This window comes from Micromonospora sp. 067-2 (assembly GCF_046549295.1).
Lineage (GTDB): Bacteria > Actinomycetota > Actinomycetes > Mycobacteriales > Micromonosporaceae > Micromonospora.
Map to the genome: position 1 here is coordinate 578,607 of NZ_JAJPWB010000001.1, position 24,863 is coordinate 603,469.

General features: G+C 72.0%; 23 protein-coding genes. 12 read left to right on the plus strand and 11 right to left on the minus strand.

Annotation, left to right across the window (positions count from 1 at the left end; genetic code table 11):
- Positions 1-63: 63 nt before the first annotated feature.
- The 3 genes from ACLJN9_RS02785 to ACLJN9_RS02795 form a co-directional block, all read right to left on the minus strand.
- The gene (locus tag ACLJN9_RS02785) at positions 64-882 is read right to left on the minus strand and encodes an SCO1664 family protein (protein ID WP_410809365.1); all 819 of its coding nucleotides are present in this window, start codon (positions 880-882) and stop codon (positions 64-66) included.
- Positions 879-1,463, minus strand: coding sequence for a DUF3090 domain-containing protein (locus ACLJN9_RS02790; protein WP_410809366.1), 585 nt, complete (start codon positions 1,461-1,463; stop codon positions 879-881). Before ACLJN9_RS02790 ends, ACLJN9_RS02785 begins: the two co-directional genes overlap by 4 nt.
- Positions 1,464-1,683: 220 nt before the next feature.
- Positions 1,684-2,415: an MSMEG_4193 family putative phosphomutase gene (locus ACLJN9_RS02795; RefSeq protein ID WP_410809530.1), complete on the minus strand. Its 732-nt coding sequence runs from the start codon at positions 2,413-2,415 to the stop codon at positions 1,684-1,686.
- Between the two features lie 370 nt (positions 2,416-2,785).
- On the opposite strand from ACLJN9_RS02795, the gene ACLJN9_RS02800 reads away from it, so the two are divergent.
- Positions 2,786-3,373: a hypothetical protein gene (locus ACLJN9_RS02800; RefSeq protein ID WP_410809368.1), complete on the plus strand. Its 588-nt coding sequence runs from the start codon at positions 2,786-2,788 to the stop codon at positions 3,371-3,373.
- 119 nt (positions 3,374-3,492) lie between these two features.
- Here the strand turns inward: ACLJN9_RS02800 and ACLJN9_RS02805 are convergent, their stop codons facing one another.
- Both ACLJN9_RS02805 and ACLJN9_RS02810 read right to left on the minus strand, forming a co-directional pair.
- Positions 3,493-4,329, minus strand: a complete 837-nt coding sequence (locus tag ACLJN9_RS02805) for an undecaprenyl-diphosphate phosphatase (protein ID WP_410809369.1) — start codon at positions 4,327-4,329, stop codon at positions 3,493-3,495.
- Positions 4,326-5,378, minus strand: coding sequence for an LLM class F420-dependent oxidoreductase (locus ACLJN9_RS02810; protein WP_410809370.1), 1,053 nt, complete (start codon positions 5,376-5,378; stop codon positions 4,326-4,328). Before ACLJN9_RS02810 ends, ACLJN9_RS02805 begins: the two co-directional genes overlap by 4 nt.
- A 187-nt stretch (positions 5,379-5,565) precedes the next feature.
- On the opposite strand from ACLJN9_RS02810, the gene ACLJN9_RS02815 reads away from it, so the two are divergent.
- A complete protein-coding gene (locus ACLJN9_RS02815) occupies positions 5,566-6,537 on the plus strand; it encodes an aldo/keto reductase (protein ID WP_074309625.1) in 972 nt (323 codons plus the stop codon).
- A 23-nt stretch (positions 6,538-6,560) separates the two neighbouring features.
- On the opposite strand, the gene ACLJN9_RS02820 is transcribed toward ACLJN9_RS02815, so the two are convergent.
- The gene (locus ACLJN9_RS02820; protein WP_410809371.1) at positions 6,561-7,262 is read right to left on the minus strand and encodes a hypothetical protein; all 702 of its coding nucleotides are present in this window, start codon (positions 7,260-7,262) and stop codon (positions 6,561-6,563) included.
- A 155-nt stretch (positions 7,263-7,417) separates the two neighbouring features.
- Between ACLJN9_RS02820 and ACLJN9_RS02825 the strand changes: the two genes are divergently transcribed.
- Positions 7,418-7,609, plus strand: a complete 192-nt coding sequence (locus ACLJN9_RS02825) for a DUF5703 family protein (protein ID WP_252414786.1) — start codon at positions 7,418-7,420, stop codon at positions 7,607-7,609.
- An 84-nt stretch (positions 7,610-7,693) separates the two neighbouring features.
- On the opposite strand, the gene ACLJN9_RS02830 is transcribed toward ACLJN9_RS02825, so the two are convergent.
- Both ACLJN9_RS02830 and ACLJN9_RS02835 read right to left on the minus strand, forming a co-directional pair.
- Positions 7,694-8,356 carry a hypothetical protein gene (locus ACLJN9_RS02830; protein WP_410809531.1) on the minus strand — a complete coding sequence of 221 codons (663 nt, stop codon included), beginning with the start codon at positions 8,354-8,356 and terminating at the stop codon, positions 7,694-7,696.
- A gap of 58 nt (positions 8,357-8,414) precedes the next feature.
- Positions 8,415-9,743: a M20/M25/M40 family metallo-hydrolase gene (locus tag ACLJN9_RS02835; RefSeq protein ID WP_410809372.1), complete on the minus strand. Its 1,329-nt coding sequence runs from the start codon at positions 9,741-9,743 to the stop codon at positions 8,415-8,417.
- Positions 9,744-9,916: 173 nt separating this feature from the next.
- Here ACLJN9_RS02835 and ACLJN9_RS02840 point away from each other — a divergent pair, with 173 nt between their 5' ends.
- The 9 genes from ACLJN9_RS02840 (at position 9,917) to ACLJN9_RS02880 (ending at position 21,680) form a co-directional block, all read left to right on the plus strand.
- The gene (locus tag ACLJN9_RS02840) at positions 9,917-10,519 is read left to right on the plus strand and encodes a hemerythrin domain-containing protein (RefSeq protein WP_410809373.1); all 603 of its coding nucleotides are present in this window, start codon (positions 9,917-9,919) and stop codon (positions 10,517-10,519) included.
- Positions 10,520-10,605: 86 nt separating this feature from the next.
- Positions 10,606-11,577: a LysR substrate-binding domain-containing protein gene (locus tag ACLJN9_RS02845; protein WP_410809374.1), complete on the plus strand. Its 972-nt coding sequence runs from the start codon at positions 10,606-10,608 to the stop codon at positions 11,575-11,577.
- 186 nt (positions 11,578-11,763) lie between these two features.
- Positions 11,764-13,305: a sugar ABC transporter ATP-binding protein gene (locus ACLJN9_RS02850; RefSeq protein WP_410809375.1), complete on the plus strand. Its 1,542-nt coding sequence runs from the start codon at positions 11,764-11,766 to the stop codon at positions 13,303-13,305.
- Complete coding sequence (locus ACLJN9_RS02855) at positions 13,302-14,306, plus strand: ABC transporter permease (protein WP_410809376.1); 1,005 nt, start codon at positions 13,302-13,304, stop codon at positions 14,304-14,306. The genes ACLJN9_RS02850 and ACLJN9_RS02855 overlap by 4 nt, the downstream gene beginning before the upstream one ends.
- A 1-nt stretch (position 14,307) precedes the next feature.
- Entirely contained in the window at positions 14,308-15,327 is a 1,020-nt protein-coding gene (locus ACLJN9_RS02860; protein ID WP_410809377.1) for an ABC transporter permease, read from the plus strand.
- Between the two features lie 34 nt (positions 15,328-15,361).
- On the plus strand, positions 15,362-16,552 hold the full coding sequence (locus tag ACLJN9_RS02865) for an ABC transporter substrate-binding protein (protein ID WP_410809378.1): 1,191 nt from the start codon (positions 15,362-15,364) through the stop codon (positions 16,550-16,552).
- Positions 16,553-16,619: 67 nt separating this feature from the next.
- The gene (locus ACLJN9_RS02870) at positions 16,620-17,486 is read left to right on the plus strand and encodes a sugar phosphate isomerase/epimerase family protein (RefSeq protein WP_410809379.1); all 867 of its coding nucleotides are present in this window, start codon (positions 16,620-16,622) and stop codon (positions 17,484-17,486) included.
- Positions 17,487-17,811: 325 nt separating this feature from the next.
- Complete coding sequence (locus ACLJN9_RS02875) at positions 17,812-21,366, plus strand: ThuA domain-containing protein (protein ID WP_410809380.1); 3,555 nt, start codon at positions 17,812-17,814, stop codon at positions 21,364-21,366.
- A gap of 68 nt (positions 21,367-21,434) precedes the next feature.
- The gene (locus ACLJN9_RS02880) at positions 21,435-21,680 is read left to right on the plus strand and encodes a hypothetical protein (protein WP_410809381.1); all 246 of its coding nucleotides are present in this window, start codon (positions 21,435-21,437) and stop codon (positions 21,678-21,680) included.
- A 56-nt stretch (positions 21,681-21,736) separates the two neighbouring features.
- Here the strand turns inward: ACLJN9_RS02880 and ACLJN9_RS02885 are convergent, their stop codons facing one another.
- From ACLJN9_RS02885 to ACLJN9_RS02895, 3 genes are read right to left on the minus strand one after another with little or no spacing between them, the layout of a single operon-like run.
- A complete protein-coding gene (locus tag ACLJN9_RS02885; RefSeq protein WP_410809382.1) occupies positions 21,737-22,087 on the minus strand; it encodes a DUF3140 domain-containing protein in 351 nt (116 codons plus the stop codon).
- Positions 22,087-22,302 carry a hypothetical protein gene (locus ACLJN9_RS02890; RefSeq protein WP_410809383.1) on the minus strand — a complete coding sequence of 72 codons (216 nt, stop codon included), beginning with the start codon at positions 22,300-22,302 and terminating at the stop codon, positions 22,087-22,089. The genes ACLJN9_RS02885 and ACLJN9_RS02890 overlap by 1 nt, the downstream gene beginning before the upstream one ends.
- Positions 22,299-24,854 (minus strand): ATP-dependent Clp protease ATP-binding subunit, encoded by a 2,556-nt coding sequence (locus ACLJN9_RS02895; protein WP_410809384.1) that lies wholly within the window; start codon positions 24,852-24,854, stop codon positions 22,299-22,301. Before ACLJN9_RS02895 ends, ACLJN9_RS02890 begins: the two co-directional genes overlap by 4 nt.
- Positions 24,855-24,863: the final 9 nt, after the last annotated feature.

Sequence of the window (24,863 nt, forward strand, 5' to 3'; positions counted from 1 at the left end):
CTCAGCCTAACCAGCCCTCCGACCGCCCCGGGCGACCCCACGGGTGATCAAAATGACAGCGATTCACATGGGCGGCCAGGGCACTGCGGGCCAGTCCTCCGGCGGCTGCGGAAAGCGGCCGGTCTGGCGCAGCCGGTCGACGCGCGCGGCCACCTCGGCGATCTCGCTGATCGTCAGGTGGTCGGCCAACTCGTCGCCGAGCGCGCCGGCGACCTGCCCGGCGAGCTCGTCGAGCATCTCCACGGCATCGACCGGCAACTGCTTGCCGGCCCAACCCCAGAGCACCGTGCGCAGCTTGTCCTCGACGTGGAAACTCACCCCGTGGTCGACGCCGTAGATCCGGTCGTCCGAGCCGACCAGCACGTGGCCGCCCTTGCGGTCCGCGTTGTTGATCACCGCGTCGAGCACCGCCAGCCGGGCCAGCCGCGGATCGTCGGCGTGGGCCAGCACGTACGCCGCGCCGTCGTCGTCACGGGCCGCGGCGATCGGAAACCAGCGCGGCGGCAGCTCCTCGGCGGGTACGAAGCCGACCAGTGGCTCGGCGTCCTCCGGCTCGTCGATCCAGAGCTGGCAGGAACCCGGCCCGAGCGGGCCGTCCCGGAGCACGGTGGGGGGTACCAGATCCCAGCCGGTGGCCCGGGACACCAGGTACGCCGAGACCTCCCGGCCCGCGAGCGTGCCGTCCGGGAAATCCCAGAGTGGGCGCTCGCCACGGACCGGTTTGTAGACGCAGCGCGCGGTGAGCCCGTCCAGCGTCAGGATGCCGCGGAGGGTGGTGTTCGACGCGTCGACCAGCCGCCCCTCCAGGTCGATCGCGCCGTCACGCAACAGCCGCAGCGCGGCGTCGCCGTCCTGGCGAGGCTGGAGGCCCGACGAGGTCACCGGTGATAACCGTTGTGCCGCGGGCAGAGGTGCCCGGCGGGGTCCAACGGCTGGCCGCAGAGTGGGCACGGGGGCCGGCCCGCGTTCACCACTCGCCGGGCCCGCTCGATGAACTGGCGGGTGGCCTGCGGGGTGAGACGGACCCGCAGCCGGTCCAGGTCCTCGTCCGGCTCCTCGTCCTCGTCGTCGTCGTCCTCGTCGTCGTCGTCGTCGCCCAGCTCGACCTCGACCTCCGCCTCGCCGGCGGCGATCGCCTCGATCACCACGGTCGCGGTGTCCACGTCGAAGGCCAGCCCGAGGGTCCCGACCCGGAACTCCTCGTCGACCGGAGTGTCCAACGGCTCGTTGTCGCCGATCACGGCCGCCAGCTCGGGCAGGTCCACCCCGAAGCGCCGCTGCGCCTCGGTCAGCAGCTCCTCCAGCTTCTCGGCCAGCAGGGACACCTGGACCTTCTCCAGCGCGACACTGACCAGCCGACCGCCGCCGCGGGCCTGCAGGAAGAACGTGCGCTCCCCCGGCGCCCCGACGGTCCCGGCGACGAACCGCTCCGGCGGCTCGAAGGCGTGCACCTGGTGGGTCATACCCACGACCCTATCCGGCCCGCCATGGCGTCGCGCACCCCACCGACCCGAATAGCCGCGGCGGCGGCGCGCCCGGCGTACCAGCGGTTGGACCCGGGCGTGGCGGCCCGCTGACCGCACGCCGACGTGGTGGGTGGGGGTGACACCGCCCGGCGCCCGGCGTCCCGGCTCGCCGGCGCGGTACGTCCCGAGGCGACCGACGTCGTCGCGGCGAGGGTCATCACGACCCGCCAGCCCCGCCGCCCACGGCCGCGTCGGAATCCGCCGGACGCGTCGCCCGTCGACGCCGCTTACGCGGCGGCGGTACCAGGGCGGCGAGGTCGCCGCCGGTGTCGTTGAGCCGCACCAGGAACGGCCGCAGCGGCGTGAACCGGATCGCGGTCACCGACGCCGGGTCGGCCACGATCCGCTGAAAGAGATCCAGGTGTACGCCGAGCGCGTCCGCCACGATGGCCTTGATCACATCACCGTGGCTGCACGCCAACCAGACCGCCTCGGGCCCGTGCTCGGCGCTCACACGGGCGTCCCACGACCGCACCGCCGCCACCGCGCGCGCCGCCATCGCCGCCATCGCCTCTCCGTCCGGAAAGACCACCGCGCTGGGGTGCTGCTGAACCCCCGGCCAGAGCGGCTCCTTGGCGAGCTTCTTCAGCGGCTGCCCCTCCCACCTGCCGTAGTCGCACTCGATCAGTCCCTCCTCGACCACCGGAGCGGCCTGCGGGAGCGCCAGATCCAAGGTCTGTCGGCAGCGGAGAAGCGGACTGGTCACCACCGCGGCCAGCGGCACGCCCCGCAACCGCTCACCCACGGCGGCAGCCTGGGCGCGCCCGGTTTCGTCCAACTCGACCGGTTGCCGACCGGCCAGGCCGCCGTCGGCGTTCGCCGTGGTACGGCCGTGTCGCAGAAGCAGGAGGGTCGCCACGGTGACAACCCTAGGGCCTACCTCCGGCAGCTCAGCGCCGGCAGGCGCCCGGTGTTCCCGACCGCCCGAGGCGTCCGTTTCCGGGACGCCGTGCCGCTCGGTGCGGGTGGGGCGCCCGGTCCGGGAGGGCACGACTCGCACAGGTTGTCCGCGATGCGGTGTTTGGACTGTGACCTGGTGCACTCGGGTGGTGGAATCGGGGCGGGCCCGGCGTCGTTACACACCCTGACGATCGCAGCACCGCCGGCATCCCGGCCTCCGGTCGTCATCCCCGGACCCGCGCCGCGAGCCCCGCTCGCAGGCCGCCGGCCAGAAAGACGTCCCCGTATGTGCAGCGCCGGACGAGGTGCTCACACCCGCGCCCCCGCGCGGGTGTCCTTACCCCGAAGGAGCTACCCCCATGAACACGATCATGCGCAAGAGCGTCCTGTCCGTTGCTGGTCTCGCGTTCGCCGGTGGTGTGTTCGCCGGCCCGATCGCCGCCCACGCCGCCGCCCCCGTCGAGGGCAGGCCCGTCGCGGTCGCGGTGCGGGCTGACAAGCCGGACGTGAGCAAGCTGATCCCGCACGGCACCCAGGGCGACCAGTCGCACATCGACCTCGACGACGAGCAGACCGGTAACGCCAAGGCGATCATCGCCGCCACGAAGAAGGCCGGCCTGCCCGAGCGGGCCGCGGTCATCTCGATCGCCACCAGCCTGCAGGAGTCGAAGCTGGAGAACCTGGGCCACCTGGGTGACATGAACGACCACGACTCGCTGGGCCTGTTCCAGCAGCGCCCGTCCTCCGGTTGGGGCACGCCGGAGCAGATCACCGACCCCGCCTACTCCACCACCGCGTTCCTCAAGGGCCTGCGGCAGGTCGACGGATGGCAGGACATGCCGCTGACCGACGCCGCGCAGACCGTGCAGGTCTCGGCGTACCCGGACGCCTACGCCCAGTGGGAGCAGCAGGCCGCCGACCTCGTCGGGCAGTACTGGAACAGCTGACCCCGCACCGCGTTGACCTGACCGCTGGCCGGCACCCGCACGTGGGGGTGCCGGCCAGCGGCGTCTCTGCTGCTTGGGCCGGTGCCGCTCGACCGGAAGCGGCGTGGACCGTCGATCGGTCAGGTGGCCTCGATCGCGCCGGTCAGCAGCAGGGCGAGGACCAGGGTGCCCAGCGCCACCCGGTACAGCACGAAGACGTACAGGGTGTGGTGGGCGACGTAGCGCAGCAGCCAGGCGATGGCCGCGTAACCGATCCCGAAGGCGATCAGCGTGGCCACGATCGTCTGGGCCACGGACGGCACCGACGTGCCCGGGGCGGACGGCTCGAAGACGTCCCCGAGGCTGAACACCCCGGACATCACCACCGCCGGGATGGCCAGCAGGAACGAGTACCGGGCCGCCGCCTCCCGGGTCAGGTTGAGCAGCAGCCCGGCGGTGAGGGTGCCACCGGAGCGGGACACCCCGGGGACCAGCGCCATGGCCTGGGCGAAACCCATCACCACGCCGTCCTTCATCCGGAAGTTCTCCAGCGTGCGGGTCTGCCGGCCCCAGTACTCGGCGAACGCCAGCACGAACGCGAACACGATGAGCGTGGTCGCCACCACCCACAGGTTGCGCCCGGCGGTCTTGATCTGGTCCTTGAACACGAACCCGAACAGCCCGATCGGGATCGAGCCGACGATCACGTACCAGCCCATCCGGTAGTCGAGGCTGGAGCGCACCGACGTGTCCCTGAGGCCGACCAGCCAGGTACGGGTGATCCGCCAGATGTCCTTGGCGAAGTAGATCAGCACGGCCGCCTCGGTGCCGAGCTGGGTGACCGCGGTGAACGACGCGCCGGCGTCACGGTCGAAGAAGATCGCCGAGGTGATCCGCAGATGCCCCGACGAGCTGACCGGAAGGAACTCGGTCAGTCCCTGGACGATGCCCAGGACGATGGCCTCGACCCAGGTCACTCGCCGACTCCCGAAAGATCAAGAGCCTCGGCGACGGTACGCAGGGTCTGCACGCCGCTGTCCCGATCGGCCACGAACAGGGTCACCGACAGCGTGGTGACGCCCGCGGCGGCGTACTCCCGCATCCGCTCGGCGATGCGCTCCTTCGGGCCGAGCAGGGAGGTGCGGTCGATGAACTCCATCGGCACCGCGGCGGCCGCGTCGCGCTGCCGCTTGGCCAGGTACAGGTCCTGCACCTCTCGGGCGGCGTCGCCGTAGCCCATCCTGGTGGCGAGCTGGTTGTAGAAGTTCTGCTCCCGGCTGCCCATCCCGCCGACGTAGAGCGCGGCGTACCACCGCACCAACTCGGCGCAACTGGCCACGTCGTCGCCGACCACCACCGGCACCGACGGCACCACGTCGAAGCCGGCCAACTCCTTGCCGACCTTGGCCCGCCCGGCGCTGACCGAGGCGAGCTGCTCGTCGGCGAACTCCGGGGCGTAGAACACGGCCAGCCAGCCGTCGGCGATCTCGCCGGCCAACTCCAGGTTCTTCGGGCCGACCGCCGCGAGGTAGATCGGTATGTGCTCACGAGGCGGGTGGAAGCCCAACCGCAGCGCCTTACCGGGACCGTCCGGCAGCGGCAGCGTGTAGTGCTCGCCGTCGTACGCCACCTCCTTGCGGGCGATGGCCAGCTTGACGATGTCCACGAACTCGCGGGTCCGCGCGAGTGGCTTGGCGAAGCGCACCCCGTGCCAGCCCTCGGAGACCTGCGGGCCGGAGACGCCCAGGCCGAGTCGGAACCGGCCGCCGGAGAGCGCGTCGATGGTGGCCGCCGTCATCGCGGTGGCGGCCGGCGTACGGGCGGGGATCTGCATGACCGCGGCCCCCACGTCGATCCGTTCGGTCTGGCCAGCCATCCAGGCGAGCATGCTCGGCGAGTCGGAGCCGTAGGCCTCCGCCGCCCACACCACCGAGTAGCCGAGCCGGTCCGCCTCCTGGGCCAACGCCAGGTGGTCGGCTGGCGTGCTCCACGCCGTCTGATATCCGAGGCTGAGCCCGAGTCGCACTGGTCCTCCCCCATCCGTGACACAGGTCGCACCAGGTTACGCAATGCCGATAACGCACCCGATCACCGGCTCGACACCTTTGATCCCCCGTCCGTCGCGGTATCCGCCGCTGGCGGAACCGGCAGAACCGGCAGAGATGACGGGAGCGAGGATATCCGTGGCGGCGGGTTCGAAATAAGGTTCACCCATGCAACAGCGACCGCTCGGCCGAAGCGGGCTGGCGGTTTCCCGGCTCGCGCTCGGCACCATGACCTGGGGCCGGGACACCGACGCCGACGACGCGGCCGCCCAGTTGAAGAGTTACCTGGACGCCGGCGGCAACCTGATCGACACCGCCGACGTGTACGGCGACGGGGACGCCGAGTCGGTGATCGGCTCGTTGCTGGGCACCCTCGTACCCCGTGACGACCTGCTGATCGCCACCAAGGCGGGGTTGCGGCCGGGCAGCGGCCGGCGCCGTGACGGCTCCCGGGGGCACCTGCTGCGTACGCTGGACGCGTCGCTGCGCCGGCTCGGCACCGACCACGTCGACCTGTTCCAGGTGCACGGGTACGACCCGGACACCCCGCTGGAGGAGACCCTGGCGGCGTTGGACCACGCGGTGGCCAGCGGCAAGGTCCGCTATGTGGGCGTGTCGAACTTCTCCGGTTGGCAGACCGCGCGGGCGGCCGCCTGGCAGACCGCCTGGCCGGGGCGGGCACCGGTGGTCGCCGCCCAGGTGGAGTACTCGCTGCTGGAGCGGGGCGTGGAACGGGAGGTGCTGCCCGCGTGCGACGCGCTCGGCCTGGGCGTGCTGCCCTGGTCGCCGCTGGGTCGGGGAGTGCTGACCGGCAAGTACCGGCACGGGCGTCCCGCCGACTCCCGGGCCGCCTCGCCGCACTTCGAACGGTTCGTGGCGACGTACCTGGAACCGCGCTGCTCCAGCATCGTGGAGGCGGTGGCGACCGCGGCCGGCGGTCTGGGTGTGTCTCCGCTGGAGGTGGCGTTGGCCTGGATCCGCGACCGACCCGGGGTGACCGCGCCGATCCTCGGCGCCCGGACGGTCGGGCAGCTGCTCGGCGCGCTCCAGGTGGAGCGGATCACCCTGCCCGAGGAGATCACCACCGCGCTGGACGACGTGTCCGCGGTGCCGGTTGGCTACCCGGAGCGGGACGGCTAGCGGCAGCCTCCGGAACGCCGACCTCAGATCTCCGGCCGCTGCCCCGCGACGCCGCGGACGGCGGCGAGAAAACGTGCCTGGTCGTCGCGGGTCGCCGGGTTGACGATCCGGATCCACGAGCCGTCGTCGAACCCGATGGTGGACGGGAACTGCATCAGCCGCGCGGTGCCGTGGTCGCAGTCGATGCGGGTCACCCGGCGCAGCTCCACGCTCAACAGCACCCGGGGCTGCCGGCGGTCGGGCCGCCCCTCGTCCGGGCGACGGCCCATCCGCAGCAGGTGCAGGTGCGTGTCGGTCACGGCCAGCGGCGTGCCGGTGTAGCGCTCCAGGAAGAGCAGGAGGCTACCGGCGAGGGTGGCCAGGTCGCCGCTGAAGACGTACCGCCGACGGTAGGCGATCTCCGCGAGTTGGTCGGCCAGCGGCCGGAACTGACTCAGCCGGAACAACGCCCGGAAGGCCTCCTGCTCCGGGGTCAACGGCAGCGGCTGCCGGGGCTCGGCGCCCTGGCGCGGCGCGCCGAACAGCTCCGCGCCGCCGGCGACCTGCTCGGCGTACCTGTCGCGGAGCATGTCGCTGGCGAACGGCAGATGGCCGAAGGCGTCCGACGGCACGTCACCGGCCGAGGCGATCTGGCCCTCCAGGGCAGCCAACGCACCGGCGACCTGTCGCGCGGCTGTCTCCAGTCGACGGGTCGCGTTCACGTCGACATCGATGTCCGGCGCCATGCCGTTCCAGGGTGAACGCACCGACCGGGTAGCGCCCGGCGGCGAGGCGAAGAACACGCGTCGACGCCCAGGGCGGCACGAACCACCCGTGGCAGCGGCGCCGGTCACCCCGCAGGGGGTGGCGAACCGCCGCTGGGCTGGGCAGCATGGATGGCATGGACTACGAATACGCGCCGCTGCGGCTGCCGCCGAACGTCGACCGGTTGACCGCCGCGGCGCAGCTGGCGATCCAGGCGGAGTTCTCCGGATGGGAGTTGGCCAGGGTGCGGCTGTTCCGCGACGGCACCCGGCAGGTGGTGCTCCGCCGGCGACGGGTCAACCACCCGCAGCCGGGTCTGTCGTACTGAGGGCGGCCCGGCCGGGTGGACGCCCGGCCGGCGGCACGCGCCCGGGCCCGATCAGCAGGTGATCGGGCCCGGGCGCCGTCGTGCCTAGTGCTGGTGGCCGGCGTGGTCGTGATCGTCGTCGAGCTCCAGGAACGGGTGCTCATCGAGCCGCCCGACCAGCCGGTCGTCGACCGCCGGCTGGAACGGGCCGGCCGGGTCGTCGTCGTCGAACGACTCCAGGTCGACCGGGGTGCCCACCTCGCTGACCATGACCACCCCGTCGAGCGGCTCCAGCTCGGGGACGTCCAGCGCGCCGAGCGAGCCGTCGCCGCTCTGCAGCAGCTCCAGCACCGCCTCGCCGACCCCCTCCACCGGTGCCGGCTCGTCGTCCTCCGGAGTGCCCTCGCGACGAGCAGCCTCGGCGACCCGCAGCAGCGCGGACACGCTCGGCACCCGGTAGTCGCGGCGCTGGCGTACCGAGATGACCCGGGGGTGCGGATCGGTGGACTCGGCCCCCTCGGCAGCGCCGAAGCGCTCGTCGGCCTCGTCCGGGTCGATCGAGTCGACGTCCCACGGCGTCACCTCGCCGAAGGCGTCGAGCAGCTGCTCGTCGTAGGCGTAGGACGCGTTGTTCAACGCCACGTACGCCTGCCAGACGTCGTCGTCGTCGACGCGGCCCTGGGCGGCGCGTACGGCGGCCAGGTGGTGGCGGGCGGCTTCGATCACCCGCTCGAGAGCGGCGTCCAGCTCACCGTGCTGGTCGGTCATGTGGGGCAGTCCCTTCACGATGGGGAGGTTGCGCGCCGGCAGCAACTGCCGGACACGGCTAGCAGGTGCGGAGGAACCGGTCGAGCACCCGCACGCCGAACTGTAGTCCGTCCACCGGAACCCGCTCGTCGATGCCGTGGAACAACGCGGAGAAGTTCAGGTCGGCGGGCAGCCGCAGCGGGGCGAAACCGAAACAGCGGATGCCGAGCTGCGAGAAGGCCTTGGCGTCGGTGCCGCCGGAGAGCATGTACGGCACGGGCCGCGCGCCCGCGTCCTCGGCCCGCAGCGCCGCCGACATGGCCTCGACCAGGGCACCGTCGAAGGTCGTCTCCAGGGCGGGTTGCCGCTGGACGTACTCGATGGCGATGTCCGGGCCGACCAGCTCGCGCAGCTGCCGCTCCAGCAGCTCCGACTGCCCGGGCAGGCTCCGACAGTCGATGGTGGCGCTGGCCCGGCCGGGGATCACATTGTCCTTGTAGCCGGCGTCCAAGCGGGTCGGGTTGGCGGTGTTGCGGATGGTCGCGCCGATGATGTTGGCGATCGGGCCGAGCTTGGCGATGGCGGCCTCCGGGTCCTCCGGGTCCAGCTCGATGCCGAGCAGGTCGGAGACCTCCTGCAGGAAGGCCCGCACGGTGTCGGTGACCACCACCGGGAAGCGGTGCCGGCCGATCCGGGCGACCGCCTCGGCGAGCGCGGTCACGGCGTTGTCGTCGTGCATCATCGAACCGTGCCCGGGGCGGCCCTTGGCGTGCAGCCGCAGCCAGTCCAGGCCCTTCTCGGCGGTCTCGATGAGGTAGAGCCGCTGGCTGTCGTTGATCGAGTAGGAGAAGCCACCGACCTCACCGATCGCCTCGGTGCAGCCGTCGAAGAGCTCCCGGTGCCGCTGCACGAGGAAGTGCGCCCCGTAGTCGCCGCCCGCCTCCTCGTCGGCGGTGTACGCGAGCACGATGTCACGCGGCGGGCGTACGCCGGTGCGCTGCCAGTGCCGCACCACCGCGAGCACCATCGCGTCGAAGTCCTTCATGTCGATCGCGCCCCGGCCCCACAGGTAGCCGTCGCGCAGCTCGCCGGAGAACGGGTGGACCGACCACTCGTCGGCGTCGGCGGGCACCACGTCCAGGTGCCCGTGCACCAGCAGCGCTCCCCGGCTCGGGTCGGTGCCGGGGATGCGGGCCACCACGTTGGCCCGGCCCGGGGCGGACTCGTGCAGCACGGACTCCACGCCGACCTCGGCGAGCTTCTCCGCCACGTACTCGGCCGCGCGGCGCTCGCCGACGCTCGTGTCGTTGTCCCCGGTGTTGGTGGTGTCGATGCGCAGCAGGTCGCGGCAGAGGTCCACGACCTCCGCGGTGGGTTCCGGTCGGGGTGGGGCGGCGTTGCTCGTCATCGCCTCTTCATACCAGCCCGGCCGAGCCGGCGGACCGGCGCACCGGCGCGGCGCACCGGGCATTCAGGGCGGCGGATCCGGGTGCCGGTTTCGGCGGGCGGCCGAGCGGGTACCGCCGCCGACAACCGCACATGACCTGCCGGCGTTTCCGCCCGCCAGTCGAGGAGGGCACCATGTCCGCCGTTCCCCTGCCGCCGCTGCCGCCCACGCCCGAGGAGGGCTTCCGGCCCGGCGGGCGCAGCGTCGCCGACATCGTGGACCGTGAGCACCGGCAGCTGCTGGAGTTGCTGGCCCAGCTGAACGGTCCGGACACCACTCCGCAGGCGGGGTTGCCGGTGCTCACGGCCGCGCTGTCGCGGCACCTCTCCGCCGAGGAGCAGTATCTGCTGCCGGCGGTGCGGGCCGCGCTGCCGGGCGCCGCCGAGCGGGTGGACGCCGAGATCGCCGCGGACGCCGCGCTGCTGGCCACCCTCAAGGGGATGACCGACGAGACGCTGACCGAGGTCACCGCGCGGGTCCGCGAGCACGTCGACGGCGTGGGAGCTCTGGTTTCCGAGCTGCGCGAGGTGGCCACCCAGGAGGAGCTGATCCGGCTGGGAAACCGGCTGGAGATCGCCCAGGAGGCGGCACCCACCCGGCCGCACCCGGGCACCCCGGCCACCCCGCCCTGGAACCGGATCGTCGAGCCGGCGGTGGGGGTCGTCGACAAGGTCCTCGACGCGGTCACCCGGCGGCCCACCTATCTGGCGGACCTGCCGGAGCCGCCGCGCGGCTGAGGAGCGACGACACTCGGACAGGCATTCATTCCTGCCGATCCGCCTGGGCTCTTCCGTCGGCTGCCGCCTGGTCCTACCGTCACTCTATGAACCTGGAGCTGCGACACCTGCGGGTGGTCTGCGCGATCGCCGAGACGGGGAGCGTGACCAAGGCGGCGTCGGCGCTCGGCCTGGCGCAGCCGGCGCTCACCGCCCAGCTCCAGCGCATCGAACGGACGCTGGGCGGGCCGCTGTTCGAACGGGACCGGCGCGGCGCCCGGCCCACCGCGCTCGGTGAGCTGGTGCTGGCCCGCGCCCGGGTGTTGCTGCCGGCCATGAAGGGCCTGCAGGACGAGGCCGCCCGGCTGGCCGGTGCCGCCGAGGTGCCCCGTTGGTACCGGTTCGGCGGGGTGAACAGCCCGATCCTGGGACGGTTGGTGCACCGGCTGGCCGCCGAGCAGCCAACGGCCCAGATCACCACCTACGCCTCCTGGTCGGTGGACGAGTTGGCGCAGTTGGTGTCCGGCGGCCGGCTGGACTTCGCGCTCACCGGGGTGTGCGGCGACGCCGTACCGTCGGCCGAGTTCGGCCTGAGGTGGCGGGAGGTGGCCGTCGACCCGGTGCTGGTGCTGCTGCCGGAGACCCACCCGCTCGCGGGGCGCGACGAGGTGCGCCTGGTGGACCTGCGCCGCGAGCAGTGGGTGGCGGCGCCGGGCGACGGCTGCTTCGGCGACTGCTTCGCCGCCGCCTGCGCCCGCGCCGGCTTCACCCCGCGCAAGGTGTACGAGACCGACGTGCGCGGCTGTGTCGACCTGGTGGACGCGGGCGAGGCGGTGGCGCTCTGCCAGGCGACGTTCCGCCCGGTGGCGGGGTTGGTGACCCGACGGCTGGCCGGGATACCGCTGCGCTGGCGGTTGATGCTGGGCTGGCACCCGGACTCGTCCGCCGCCCGGAGCGCCGAGATGGTGCTGGCGACGGCCAAGCAGGCGTACAGCGACTCACTGACGCCGCATCCCGGTTACCTGGCGTGGCTGCTGCGCAATCCCGGGTTCGGCATCCGGCAGCCCAGCGGGGTCTGACCACGATCCACTGTCGGGTTCGGAGCGGCCGCACACCGCCGACCATCCACCTTCTGCCGGATGGCCCGCGTCTTTTGGTCAGAACTGCAAAAGTTCCGTGGGAGTGAGCTTAACTTCTGCTTTACACGTCCGTCACCCCATGCCTAGGGTTCGATGTCACCGTCGTCGATCCGTTGAGGTGGCCGGATGACCGTTGACCCTCGCCCGCCCGACCCGGTCGTGCTCGGCATGTACGGCATCAGCAAGCGTTTCTTCGGCGTGACGGTTCTGGACGACGTACGCCTGGAGTGCCGGACCGGCGAGATCCACGCGGTGATGGGCGAGAACGGTGCCGGCAAGTCCACCCTCATGAAGATCCTGGTCGGGGTGCACCAACCCGACGCGGGGCGGATCGAGCTGAACGGCGCGCCGGTGCGCTTCCACCACCCACGGCAGGCGCTGGCCGCCGGGGTGAGCATCGTCCACCAGGAACTCAACCTGCTCCCGGAGCGCACGGTCGCGGAGAACATCTTCCTCGGTCGGGAACCCCGGCGCCGGTTCGGCGTGGACCGGGCCGCCATGGACGAGGCAGCCACCCGGCTGCTGGCCACCCTGGGTGCCGAGGACGTGATCTCCCCGCGCGGTCTGACCGGGCGGCTGCCGGTGGCGCGGCAACAGCTCGTGGAGATCGCCAAGGCGCTCTCGTTCGACCCACGGGTCCTGGTGCTGGACGAGCCAACCGCCGCCCTGAGCCCGCACGAGGTGGACGCCCTGTTCGAGCGGATCCGCCGGCTGCGCGCGGACGGGCTGACGGTGCTGTACATCTCGCACCGGCTGCGAGAGGTCTTCGACCTCACCGACCGGATCACCGTGCTGAAGGACGGCCGCCGGGTGGACACGGTGGACACCGCCGAGGTGGACACCCGGCGGCTGGTGCATCTGATGGTCGGCCGGGAGCTGGACCACTACTACCCGCCGCGGGCCGCGCCGGAGCGGATCGGTCCGGTCCGGCTCGCCGTCTCCGGCGCCGGAGCGGGCCTGCTGCGCGACGTCGACCTGGACCTGCGCGCCGGCGAGATCGTCGGGCTGGCCGGGCTGGCCGGTTCGGGTCGTACCGAGCTGGCCCGGCTGCTCTTCGGCGCGACCCGGATGACAGCCGGCACCCTGACCATCGACGGCAGACCGCACCGGCTGCGCTCGCCCCGGCACGCCATCCGCCGCGGCATCGGTCTGCTCACCGAGGACCGCAAGAGCGAAGGGCTGGTGCTGCAACGGTCGGTACGCGACAACACGCTGCTGGCCGCCCGCTCGCTGGGTCGCGGCGCCGCCCGCCGGGTCGCTCTGGGTGACCTGCTCGACCGGGTGCGGCTGCGCGGGGGCGCCGACCGGGAGGTGCGCTACCTCTCCGGCGGTAACCAGCAGAAGGTGGTGCTGGCCCGGTGGCTGGCGACCGGGGCCCGGGTGCTGATCTTCGACGAGCCGACGCAGGGCATCGACGTCGGCGCCAAGGCCAGCATCCACGAGCTGATGCGGGAACTGGCCGACGCGGGCGTGGCCATTCTGATGATCTCCTCCGAGCTGCCCGAGGTGATCGGGATGGCCGACCGGATCGTGGTGCTGCGCCAGGGCACCGTCGCCGGTGAGCTGCCGGCCGGCGCGAGCGAGGCCGAGATCATGCTGCTGGCCACCGGGGAGCCCGACCGGGCCGGGGCCACGGCCGGGGCGAGCAGGAAGGGCGGCACGCCATGATCGCCGAGACGATGCCCGGACGGCTGCGTCCACTCCGGTCGGGCCGTGACACCGGCGCCGCCTCCAGCGCACCGGTCTGGCTGGTCTTCGGCGGGGTGTTCGCGGTCGCCTGGCTGCTGGTCGAGCTGAACGGCGGGCAGTTCATGACCGTGGACAACCTGCAGAACATGGCCGTCCGGTCGGTCGCGCTGGGCCTGGTGGCGGTCGGGCAGACCATCGTGCTGATCGGTGGTTCGCTGGACCTGTCGGTGGCGTACCTGGTCAGCGTGACGGCCGTCGGCGCCTCGTTCGTCATGCAGGGCGACCCCGACCGGATGGTCCTCGGCGTTCTCGTCACGCTCGTCATCGGCGCGGCGATCGGCCTGGTCAACGGCCTGATCATCACCGGGCTGCGGGTGAACGCGTTCATCGCCACGCTGGGCACCTCGCTGGTGATGAGCGGGGTGCTCAACGCGTTGTTCACCAACTTCACCGGCTCGGTCCCCCGGCAGTTCCAGGCGTTGGGCTACAACGCGCTCGGGCCGGTGCCGGTGGCGGTGCTCCTGCTGCTCGCCGTGGTCGGGCTGGCGTGGTACGTGCTGCGTCGCACCCGGTTCGGCTACCACCTGTACGCGGTCGGCGGCAACGCCGAGGTGGCCCGGCTCTCCGGGGTGCGCACCGACCGGACCGTGGTGCTGGCGCACGTGCTGTGCAGCCTGACCGCCGTGTTGACCGGGCTGTTCCTGGTCAGCCGGCTCCGTTCGGGTGCGCCGTGGGTCGGCCCGGACGGCGGCTACGACCTGGAGTCGATCGCCGCCGCGGTGGTCGGCGGCACCGCGCTGGCCGGCGGCCGGGGTGCGGTGGCCGGCACCCTGGCCGGCGTGCTGATCCTCGCCGTGATCGACCAGGTCTTCAACGAGTTCGAGGTGAACGCCTTCCTCAAGACGCTGATCCGGGGCGTGATCATCGTGGGCGCGGTGGCGCTCTACGCCCTGCGCCGGCGCGACGAGGGGAGCTTCTGAGATGACCACGACCGCCGGGTCGCCGGCAGCGCCGACTCCCGCCGTACCTCCCGGGGAGCCGGCGGGCACGCGGGCCCGGCGGCTGCTGCGCGCGGTGCCGCCGATCTGGCTGGTGCTGGCCGCGGTGATCCTGCTGATCGCCTGGCGCAATCCCACCTTCGTCGAGCCGGCGCCGTTCCTGGCGTTCCTGCGCCGCTGCGCGCCCCTGGCCGTGCTCGCCGCCGGCCAGGTCTATGTGATCATCGCCGGTGAGTTCGACCTGTCGGTCGGGGCGCTGGTCACCGCCGTCGTGGTGGTGGCCGCCCGGCTCTCCGACGGCGACGCGGCCCACACCTGGTGGCTGATCCCGCTGCTGCTCGCCGCGGGCGCGCTGGTCGGGCTGGTCAACGGGCTGGTCACCACCCGGCTGCGGGTGCCCTCGTTCATCGCGACGCTGGGCATGCTGCTGGTGCTCAGCGGTGCGGTCTTCCTCTGGTCGGGTGGCGCGCCGCGGGGCTCGCTGGCCGACAACTTCCGCCAGTTCGGGCGGTTCGGTGTCGCGCTGCCCCGGCTCGGTCAACTGCCGTACGCGGTGCTGATCCTTCTCGCCGTCGGGGTCGGGCTGTGGTTGCTGCTGTCGCACAGCCGCTTCGGGCACCAGGTCTATGCGGCCGGCGGTAATCCGCGGGCCGCCGCGCTCTCCGGGGTCGACGTCCGTCGGGTGCGCACCGCGGCCTTCGTCCTCTCCGGTCTCTCGGCGGTGGTGGCCGGGATCCTGCTCGGCGGCTTCACCGGTGTCACCGCCGAGGCCGGAGCGGGCTACGAGTTCCAGGCGATCGCCGCTGTCGTGCTCGGCGGCGCGGTGCTCGGCGGTGGGCGCGGCAGCGTCGGAGCGTCCGTCGCCGGCGCGCTCACCCTGCAGTCGGTGTTCACCCTGCTCAATCTGCTCGGCCTGGCCAAGTCGCTGCGTGACGCGGTGCAGGGCCTGATCATCATCGGCGCGGCCGCGTACGCCGCACACCGGCTCCGCCGATCCGGCTGACGCCCGCGCCTTCACCTGTCGCGAGGAGAAGCCCATGAGACGTCCCATGCGATACCGACTCGCCGTGCTCGGCGCCGCCGTTCTGGCCGCCGCCGGTTGCACGTCCACCGCGCCGGAGGAGGACGACGACGGCCCGGCCGGCAGCGGCACCGGCCAGCAGTCGTCGTTCTTCGTGCAGGGCGACTACGACCGGCAGATCGCCCAACGCGACACCGCGCCGACCGGGCCGGCGGACCAACCGTGGCTGCAGGCGCTCAATCCGCAGCTCGTCGACACCGCGAAGTACCGGAAGGCGGGCAGGCACACCATCTGCTTCTCGAACGCGGCGGTGAACAACCCGTGGCGGGTGGTCGGCTGGACCACGATGCAGGCCGAGGCGAAGCTGCACCCGGAGATCGCCGCACTGACCGCGGTGGACGCCGAGGGCAAGGACGACAAGCAGATCAGCGACATCGACGGCCTGCTGGCCAGCAGGAAGTGCAGCGCGCTGATCGTCTCGCCGAACACCACGGCCGCTCTCACCCCGGCGGTGGAGAAGGCCTGCCAGGCCGGCCTGCCGGTGATCGTCTTCGACCGCGGCGTGAACACCGACTGCCAGGTGACCTTCATCCACCCCATCGGCGGGTACGCCTTCGGCGCCACGGCCGCCGAGTTCCTCACGGGGAAGGTCAAGAAGAACGGCAGGATCCTGGCGTTGCGGATCCTGCCGGGCGTGGACGTGTTGGAGACCCGCTGGTCGGCGGCCAAGGTGATCTTCGACAAGGCGGACGTGAACGTGGTCGGGGTGGAGTTCACCGACGGCGACGCGGCCAAGGTGAAGACCATCGTCAACGACTACCTGGAGCGCTACGGCAGCATCGACGGCGTGTGGATGGACGCCGGTGCCACCTCGGTGGCGGCGGCCGAGGCGTTCGAGGACGCCGGCCAGAAGGTGCCCGCGATCAACGGCGAGGACCAGCAGGACTTCCTGCGGCTCTGGCAGGACAAGAAGCTGACCGCGATCGCACCGACCTACCCCACCTACCAGTGGCGTACGCCGATTCTCGCGGCGCTGGACATCCTGGCCGGCAGGCAGGTGCCCAAGGAGTGGGTGCTGCCGCAGCCGACCATCACCCAGGACAACCTGTCGCGGTACCTGTTGCCCCAACTCCCGCCGCTGCATTACGCCCTCTGCGGCTGCGAGCAGATGCCCGGCTTCCCGCAGAACTGGGGCGGCAACCAGTAGACCCACCGCCGGCGTGGGTCGGACCCGAGACCCACGCCGGCACCGACGACCTCGAAAGGAGCGCAGCGTGCACCGCCTCGGCGCGAACACCTGGATCTGGGTCTCACCCCTGACCGACGCACGGCTGGCCGAGTTGGCCCCCCGGATCCGCGACTGGGGCTTCGACACCATCGAGCTGCCGATCGAGTCGCCGGGCGACTGGGACCCGGACCGCACCGGCGACCTGTTGGCCGGGCTCGGCCTGACCGCGACCGTGTGCGCCGTGATGCCTCCGGGGCGGGACCTGACCACCGACGACAGCGAGGTGGTGGAGCGGACCGGAAACTACCTGCGGCATTGCGTCCGGGCCGCCGCCCGGGTCGGGGCCACCGTGGTGGCCGGCCCGATCTACGCGCCGGTCGGCCGGACGTGGCTGCTGGACCGCGACGCCCGGGCGGCGACCGTACGCCGACTGCGGGAGCGGCTGACGCCGCTGGGCGAGGAGGCCGCCGACCAGCGAGTCACCCTCGCGCTGGAGCCGTTGAACCGGTTCGAGACGAGCCTGCTGAACACCGCCGAGCAGACCGTCGAGGTGGTCGACGGCCTCCCCGGCCTGGGCATCGCGCTGGACACCTTCCACATGAACATCGAGGAACGTGACATTCCGGCGGCGATCCGCACCGCCGGTGACCGACTGGCGCACGTGCAGGTCTGCGCCAACGACCGGGGCGCGCCGGGCAACGACCACCTCGACTGGCCCGGCATCGTCCAGGCGCTGCACGAGGTCGGATACACCGGGCCGCTGTGCATCGAGTCGTTCACCGCCGAGAACCGCACCATCGCCACCGCCGCGGCGATCTGGCGACCGCTGGCCCCGAGCCAGGACCGGCTGGCCACCGACGGGCTCGCGTTCCTGCGGACCCTGCTCGGCCGGCCGGCGGCGCCCCCCGGATAGGGCGCACCGGCCGGCGCACGCCGGACGGGCCTCGCCGGACGGCGTGCGCCGATACGTGAACAGCACCGCCGGATGGCCGATCCGCCGACGGCGCGTTCGACCGCGTCCGGATATTCCACGAGATGAGCGGTGATTTCACATTCTCTGCACCACGCGTTGACATTCATCGATTTCTAGCGGCAGGGTGGCGGCAAGGCACACGGTGAGGCCGGCCGGCCGGTCGACATCACCGGCGAGCGCGGGGAAACCCATCGGCGGCGCGTCGCAACCCCCCTCCGCCCGGCCCACGGGCGGCCAATTCCGCACTTCGAGGAAGGGAGCCGGCATGCGCCGCCGACACCTCGTACTGGGCGCCCTGTCCACCCTGCTGCTGTCCCTGCTGGTCGGGCCGGCCGCGCCGGCCACCGCCGCGGCCCCGTTCCGCGCGCTGCTGTTCTCCGAGACGGCCGGCTACCGGCACGACTCCATTCCCGACGGTGTCGCGATGTTCAACGAGCTCGCCGCGCAGAACGGCTTCACCGTCGTGCACTCCGAGGACTCCGCGGTCTTCACCCCGGCCAGCCTGGCCACCTTCGACGTCGTGGTGATGTTCCAGACCTCCGGCATGGTCTGGGACACCGACGCCCAGCGTCAGGCGTTGCAGAGCTACGTGGCGGGCGGCGGCGGGATCGCGGCCATCCACAACGCCACCGACATGGGCATCGAGGGCTCCTTTCCCTGGTGGGACGACCTAGTCAACGCCGGTGCGCACATGCCCGAGCACTCCCCCGGGGTGCTGGCCGGCACCGCGCACGTCGCCGACCGGGCGCACCCGTCGAGCGTCATGCTGCCGGACCGGTGGCAGCGCAGCGAGGAGTGGTACAACTTCGACAGGAACCCCCGAGGTGACGTGCACGTCCTGGTCACCGCCGACGAGCGCACCTACAACCCGGGCGGCAGCGCGATGGGCGCCGACCACCCCATCTCCTGGTGCCGCAACGTCGGCGCGGCGCGGGTGTGGACCACCGCGATGGGGCACGCCAAGGCCTCCTACACCGAGTCGTTCTTCCGCCAGCACGTGCTCGGTGGCGTGCAGTGGGCCGCCGGGGTGGCCGCCGGCGACTGCGGCGGCACGGTCTGGGGCAACTTCGAGAAGGTGTCACTGGACCAGAACACCGTCGACCCGATGGCGGTCGACGTGGCGGCCGACGGGCGCGTCTTCTACGTCCAGCGCGGCGGCCAGGTGAAGATCTTCAAGCCGTCCGCCAGCGGCACCGTCACCGCCGGCACGCTGCCGGTCTACACCGGCGGCGAGGACGGCCTGGTCGGCATGGCGCTGGACCCGAGCTTCACCACCAACGGCTGGATCTACCTGTACCACTCGCCACAGGCCAGCCCGACCGACGTCAACCGGCTGTCCCGGTTCACGGTCAGCGGCGACACTCTCGACACCGGCAGCGAGAAGGTGCTGCTGGAGGTGCCGGCGTACCGGGACCGCAGCTTCCCCGAGCCCGGCCACACCGGTGGCTACCTGGCCTTCGGCCCGGGCGGCAACCTCTACCTGTCCACCGGTGACGACAGCCCGCCGAACTACGATCCCGCCTGGCAGGGTTACGCGCCGCTGGACTGGCGGCCGGGCCGGAGCTTCCTGGACGCGGCCCGCTCCGCCGGCAACACCAACGATTTGCGCGGAAAGCTGCTGCGCATCCACCCGGAGCCGGGCGGGACGTACACCGTGCCCGGTGGGAACCTGTTCGCGCCGGGCACCGCGAAGACCCGGCCGGAGATCTACGCGATGGGCTTCCGCAACCCGTTCCGCTTCTCGGTCGACCCGGTGAAGGGGTGGGTCAACCTGGCCGACTACGGGCCGGACCGGGGCGGGCCGACCACCGAGCGCGGCCCCGAGGGGCTCGTCGAGCTGAACGTGATCAAGCAGGCCGGCAACTTCGGCTGGCCGTTCTGCCACGGCGACAACCAGCCGTACGCGCCGTACAACCCGGACACCGGCGTCGTCGGTACGAAGTTCAACTGCGCCAACCCGGTCAACAACTCGCCCAACAACACCGGCCTGACCGCCCTGCCGCCGCTGGTCCAGCCGCAGATCTGGTACGGCTACGGCGCGTCGCCGCAGTTCCCTGAGCTGGGCTCCGGCGGGGCCGCGCCGATGGGCGGGCCGGTCTACCGGTACAACGCCGCCAACCCGTCGCCGACGAAGTTCCCCGCGTACTACGACGGCGTGCACTTCTTCTACGAGTGGTCCCGCAACTACCTCAAAGAGATCCACTTCGACGCCAACGGCTCGCTCGTGAAGATCAACCCGTTCCTGCCGGGCGGGAACTTCGTCAAGCCGATGGATCTGCGCTTCGGCCCCGACGGCGCCCTCTACCTGCTGGAGTGGGGCTCGAGCTTCGGCGGCGGCAACAACGACTCCGGGCTCTACCGGATCGACTACGTCAGCGGCGGCCGGGCCCCGCTGGCGAAGGCCACCGGCACACCCACCAACGGGCGCGCCCCACTGGCCGTGCAGTTCTCCAGCGCCGGCTCCGCCGACCCGGACCCGGGCAACACCATCACGTACGCCTGGGACTTCGACGGCAACGGCAGCACCGACTCCACCGCCGCCAACCCGACGTACACCTACACCGCCAACGGCGTCTTCACCGCGAAGCTGACCGTGCGGGACAACACCGGGCGCAGCGCCTTCGCCAACGTGCCGATCACCGTGGGCAACACCGCCCCGACGGTGCGGATCACCGGGCCGCCCAGCGGCGGCATGCTCGACTTCGGTCAGCAGGTGGCATACACGGTCACCGTCACCGACCCGGAGGACGGCACGATCGACTGCACGAAGGTGCTGGTCAACCCGTCGCTCGGGCACGACGACCACGAGCACGGCACCACCGACTACCCGGGCTGCTCGGGGACCATCTCCACGGATCTGCTCGGCGGGCACCCCGACGGCGCGAACCTGTACTACGTGCTCAACGCCCGCTACCAGGACCGCGGCGCCACCGGCGTGCCGGCGCTGACCGGGTACGGCCGCGCCCTGCTGCAACCCAAGCACAAGCAGGCCGAGTTCTTCACCGCCCAGTCCGGGGTGCGGGTCGTCGAGCAGGCCGGCGCGGAGAGCGGCAAACGGATCGGCGACGTCAGCGACGGTGACTGGGTCATGTTCGACCCGATGAGCCTCCAGGGCATCACCACGGTGAGTCTGCGGGTCTCCTCGCCGTCCGGGGGCGGCAGCGTCGAGGTGCGCGCGGACTCGCCGACCGGTCAGCTGCTCGCCACGCAGGCGGTGCCGAACACCGGCGGTTGGGACGTCTACCAGCAGCAACCTGCGGTGAACGTCGCTGCGCTGGGCGGCACCCACAAGCTGTACCTGGTCTTCCGGTCCGGCCAGAACAACTCGTTCGACCTGGACTCGATGACCTTCGGCGGGGCCGGGGTGGGCACCGCGCCTGGTGGAGTCGCCGGAAAGACGTACACCCTGACCGCCCAGCACAGCGGCAAGCTCGCCGACGTCAACGGGGTGTCCACCGCCGACGGGGCCGTCGTCCACCAGTGGCCGGCCACCGGCGGCGCCAACCAGAAGTGGCAGGCGGTCGACGCCGGCGGCGGCGCGGTCACACTGCGGGCCACGCACAGCGGCAAGTGCCTGGCGGTGACCGGCGGTTCCACCGCCGCCGGGGCCGCGGTCGTGCAGGAGGCCTGCGGTACGGCCACCAGTCAGCAGTGGCAGGCGGCGCCCACCGCCACCACCGGGGTGTACGACCTCAGAGCCCGGCACAGCGGGCTCTGCCTGGACGTCAACGGCAACTCCTCCGCCGACGGGGCGGCACTGATCCAGTGGACCTGCGCCGGCGCGGCCAACCAGCGGTGGCGGCTGACCGTGGTCGGCTGACGCGCGTACCGCCGGTAATGCCCGGCCGGTGGCGGTGCGAACCGCCGCCGGTCGGGTATCTGGCGGACATGACCGACCTCTACCCGAACGCCGACGACCGGGAGCTGCTCCGCCAGGCGGCCGCCGCGCACACTGCCGCCACCCGCGAGGTGGAGGCGTTCCTGCGCCGGCTGCCGGAGGTGCCCGACCCGGCCGACATCACCGAGTACGCCAACCTGCTCAGCCGCGAGGACCGGACCCGCGGCGATCGGGACGCCGCCGCGGACGCGGCGGGGCTGACCATCGCCAGCTTGGAGCCCGACCAGGGCCAGTAGCGTGCCGCGGCGGTGCCGTCCCCACCCGGGGACGGCACCGTCGAGCGTGGCACCGCTCAGCGTTCGACGAGGGGGTCGTGACCCAGGTCGAGCAGCGAGTGCCGCCACTCGTCGTCGGCGTTGCCGCGCTTCGGCTTGGCGTCCATCAGCTCGCGGATCCGATCGACCGCGTCCCGCATCACCTCGATGTCCTCTCTGGTGAGGTCGACCCTGCGCTTCTTCAGCACCTTGAGGATCTCCCGGCCCGGCTGCGGCAGGTCGAGGTTCGGGTTCGCACCGAACGACTCCTCCCCGGAACCCCTGGTCAGCAACCAGGTGCGCAGCTGCTCCGAAGGGACGTTGACCTCGGCGTGGAAGTCCTCCCAGAGCACTTCCACCTCGGGGTCGAGCCGCGTGTCGCGTACCATCAGGTCTCCTCTCGCGGGCGGCGCCCGGACGTCTCCGGGTCGTCCTGGTCGGTCTTCGGGTGCAGGCCGCCGGGCGGCACCCGCGTCCTGCGGGGGTTCGCGGTGGGCGGCGCCAGGATCGGGTCGGGATGGTCGTCGTCGTCCTCGTCCCGGGCGTCCGCGGCGTGCGGAGGCTCGTGCGGTTCCTCGGCCGGTCGTCGCGCCTTCCCGCTCATCGCGGATGCGAGGTCGTGGCGGCGGTGTACCCCCGCTCGCCCGCGGTCACGTCGAAGGAGAGCTGGTCGTCGCGGGCATCCACGATGACCTTCTGCCCGGGGGAGATCGCCGACTCCAGCAGCATCCGGGAGAGGTGGTTGTCCACCTCCCGCTGGATCACCCGGCGCAGCGGGCGGGCCCCGAACTCCGGCTGGTAGCCGTGCTCGGCGAGCCAGTCGATGCCGGCGGCGGTGAACTCCACCTGGATGTCCTGGGCGTGCAGCCGGCGGCGGGTCTCCTCCAGCAGCAGTCCGGTGATCTGGCGCAGCTGCTCGGCCTCCAGCCGGCGGAAGATGATGACCTCGTCGATGCGGTTGAGGAACTCCGGGCGGAAGTTCTCCTGCAGGCGGCGCATCAGCCGCTCACGCAGCTCGTCGTTCTCCTGTTCGCTGCCCGGGGCGCCGGTGCCGAACCCGACGGCGCGCTGGCTGCCCGTGATCAGCTCGGAGCCGAGGTTGCTCGTCATGATCAGCACGGTGTTCTTGAAGTTCACCGTGCGACCCTGACTGTCGGTCAACCGCCCGTCGTCGAGCACCTGGAGCAGGATGTTGAACACGTCGGGGTGGGCCTTTTCGATCTCGTCGAGCAGCACCACCGCGTACGGTCGGCGACGCACCGCCTCGGTGAGCTGGCCGGCCTCCTCGTAGCCGACGTACCCGGGTGGCGCCCCGACCAGCCGGCTGACCGTGTGCCGCTCCTGGAACTCGCTCATGTCGACCCGGACCATCCGGTCCGCCTCACCGAACAACGCCTCGGCCAGGGCGCGGGCCAGCTCGGTCTTGCCGACGCCGGTCGGGCCGAGGAACAGGAAGCTGCCCATCGGCCGCTCCGGGTCGGCCAGCCCCGCGCGGGAGCGGCGGACCGCCTCGGCCACCGCGGTGACTGCGTCGTCCTGGCCGACCACCTTCTGGTGCAGGTGCCCCTCGAGGCGCAGCAGTCGGTCCCGCTCCTCCTCGGTGAGCTGGCTGACCGGGATCCCGGTGGCCCGGGAGACCACCTCGGCGATCTCCTTCGGACTCACCTCGGGCACCTGGGAGGAGAGACCGTCGTCGCCGTTGGCGCGGCGCATCTGATCCTCCAGCTCGGCGATCCGGTCGCGCAACGCCGAGGCCCGCTCGTACTGCTCGTCGGTGACGGCCTGTTCCTTGTCCCGGCGTACCTCGTCGAGCTGTTGCTCCAGCTCCCGCACGTCGGAGGCGGGGGTGCGGGTGCGCAGCCGGACCCGGGCGCCGGCCTGGTCGATGAGGTCGATGGCCTTGTCCGGCAGGAACCGGTCGGTGACGTACCGGTCGGAGAGTTCGGCGGCGGCGACCAGCGCCTCGTCGCTGAAGCGCACCTGGTGGTGCGCCTCGTACCGGTCGCGCAGCCCGCGCAGGATGGCGATGGTGTCGTCGACGCCCGGCTCGGGCACCAGCACCGGCTGGAAGCGTCGGGCCAGCGCGGCGTCCTTCTCGATGCTCTTGCGGTACTCGTCCAGCGTGGTCGCCCCGATGACCCGCAGCTCACCGCGGGCCAGTGCCGGTTTGAGCATGTTGGACGCGTCCATCCCGCCCTCGCTGCCGGCACCACCGGCCCCGACCAGGGTGTGAATCTCGTCCATGAAGATGATCAACTCGTCCCGGTGCGCCCGGATCTCGTCGATGACCTTCTTCAGGCGCTCCTCGAAGTCGCCCCGATAGCGGGTGCCGGCGACCAGGCCGGCCAGATCGAGCTGGACCACCCGCTTGCCGAGAAGGGTCTGTGGCACGTCGCCGTCGCAGATCCGCTCGGCCAGACCCTCCACGATGGCGGTCTTGCCCACACCGGCCTCACCGATCAGCACCGGGTTGTTCTTGGTCCGCCGGGACAGGATCTCCACGGCCTGCTCGATCTCGTCGGCGCGCCCGATCACCGGGTCGATCTGGTCGTTGCGGGCCAGGTCGGTGAGGTCCTGCCCGTACTGGTCCAGGGTGGGGGTGCCGCGGTCCGGCTTCGGGCCGGCCATCGGCCCGCGCTCGGCGTTGGCGGCCTGCAACGACTCGGGCTGGATCCGGCCGGCGGCCAGCATCCGCCCGGCCGGTGACTCCGGGTTGAGCGGCAACGCCATCAGGATGTGTTCGGGGCCGATGTAGTTGGCGCCCATCGCCCGGGACAGCTGGTGGGCGTCGAGCAGCGCCCGTTTCGCCGCCGGGGTCAACGACAGGTTGGGCGGGACCTCACCGCGCGGCGCGCCGTCGCCCTTTCCGCCGAGCGCGTTGAGCAGGGTGTCCGGGTCGGCGCCGGCCCGACGGACCAGGTCCCGCAGAGGCTCACGTTGCAGCGCCGCCCAGAGCAGATGGTCGGTGTCCAGGTCGCTGCTCTGCCGCTGGGCGGCCCGACGGGCCGCGTCGGCGAGCATCTCCCGGGCGTCGGCCGTCATCAGCCGGGTGATGTCGACCCGGTGCGCGGGTCGGCGTCCTCCCTCACCCCGGCCGAAGTACCGGGCCAGGAACTCATCCCACGGGTCGGAGCCGAAGTCACCGGGTCCCATCATGATCTCCTC

Coding starts and splice junctions, on each gene's coding strand:
- ACLJN9_RS02880 (WP_410809381.1), top strand. CDS start 21,435: ATGACCGACCTCTACCCGAACGCCGACGACCGGGAGCTGCTCCGCCAG.
- ACLJN9_RS02885 (WP_410809382.1), bottom strand. CDS start 22,087: ATGGTACGCGACACGCGGCTCGACCCCGAGGTGGAAGTGCTCTGGGAG.
- ACLJN9_RS02895 (WP_410809384.1), bottom strand. CDS start 24,854: ATGATGGGACCCGGTGACTTCGGCTCCGACCCGTGGGATGAGTTCCTG.
- ACLJN9_RS02850 (WP_410809375.1), top strand. CDS start 11,764: ATGACCGTTGACCCTCGCCCGCCCGACCCGGTCGTGCTCGGCATGTAC.
- ACLJN9_RS02865 (WP_410809378.1), top strand. CDS start 15,362: ATGAGACGTCCCATGCGATACCGACTCGCCGTGCTCGGCGCCGCCGTT.
- ACLJN9_RS02790 (WP_410809366.1), bottom strand. CDS start 1,463: ATGACCCACCAGGTGCACGCCTTCGAGCCGCCGGAGCGGTTCGTCGCC.
- ACLJN9_RS02845 (WP_410809374.1), top strand. CDS start 10,606: ATGAACCTGGAGCTGCGACACCTGCGGGTGGTCTGCGCGATCGCCGAG.
- ACLJN9_RS02855 (WP_410809376.1), top strand. CDS start 13,302: ATGATCGCCGAGACGATGCCCGGACGGCTGCGTCCACTCCGGTCGGGC.
- ACLJN9_RS02830 (WP_410809531.1), bottom strand. CDS start 8,356: ATGACCGACCAGCACGGTGAGCTGGACGCCGCTCTCGAGCGGGTGATC.
- ACLJN9_RS02860 (WP_410809377.1), top strand. CDS start 14,308: ATGACCACGACCGCCGGGTCGCCGGCAGCGCCGACTCCCGCCGTACCT.
- ACLJN9_RS02840 (WP_410809373.1), top strand. CDS start 9,917: ATGTCCGCCGTTCCCCTGCCGCCGCTGCCGCCCACGCCCGAGGAGGGC.
- ACLJN9_RS02890 (WP_410809383.1), bottom strand. CDS start 22,302: ATGAGCGGGAAGGCGCGACGACCGGCCGAGGAACCGCACGAGCCTCCG.
- ACLJN9_RS02825 (WP_252414786.1), top strand. CDS start 7,418: ATGGACTACGAATACGCGCCGCTGCGGCTGCCGCCGAACGTCGACCGG.
- ACLJN9_RS02815 (WP_074309625.1), top strand. CDS start 5,566: ATGCAACAGCGACCGCTCGGCCGAAGCGGGCTGGCGGTTTCCCGGCTC.
- ACLJN9_RS02835 (WP_410809372.1), bottom strand. CDS start 9,743: ATGACGAGCAACGCCGCCCCACCCCGACCGGAACCCACCGCGGAGGTC.
- ACLJN9_RS02820 (WP_410809371.1), bottom strand. CDS start 7,262: ATGGCGCCGGACATCGATGTCGACGTGAACGCGACCCGTCGACTGGAG.
- ACLJN9_RS02875 (WP_410809380.1), top strand. CDS start 17,812: ATGCGCCGCCGACACCTCGTACTGGGCGCCCTGTCCACCCTGCTGCTG.
- ACLJN9_RS02800 (WP_410809368.1), top strand. CDS start 2,786: ATGAACACGATCATGCGCAAGAGCGTCCTGTCCGTTGCTGGTCTCGCG.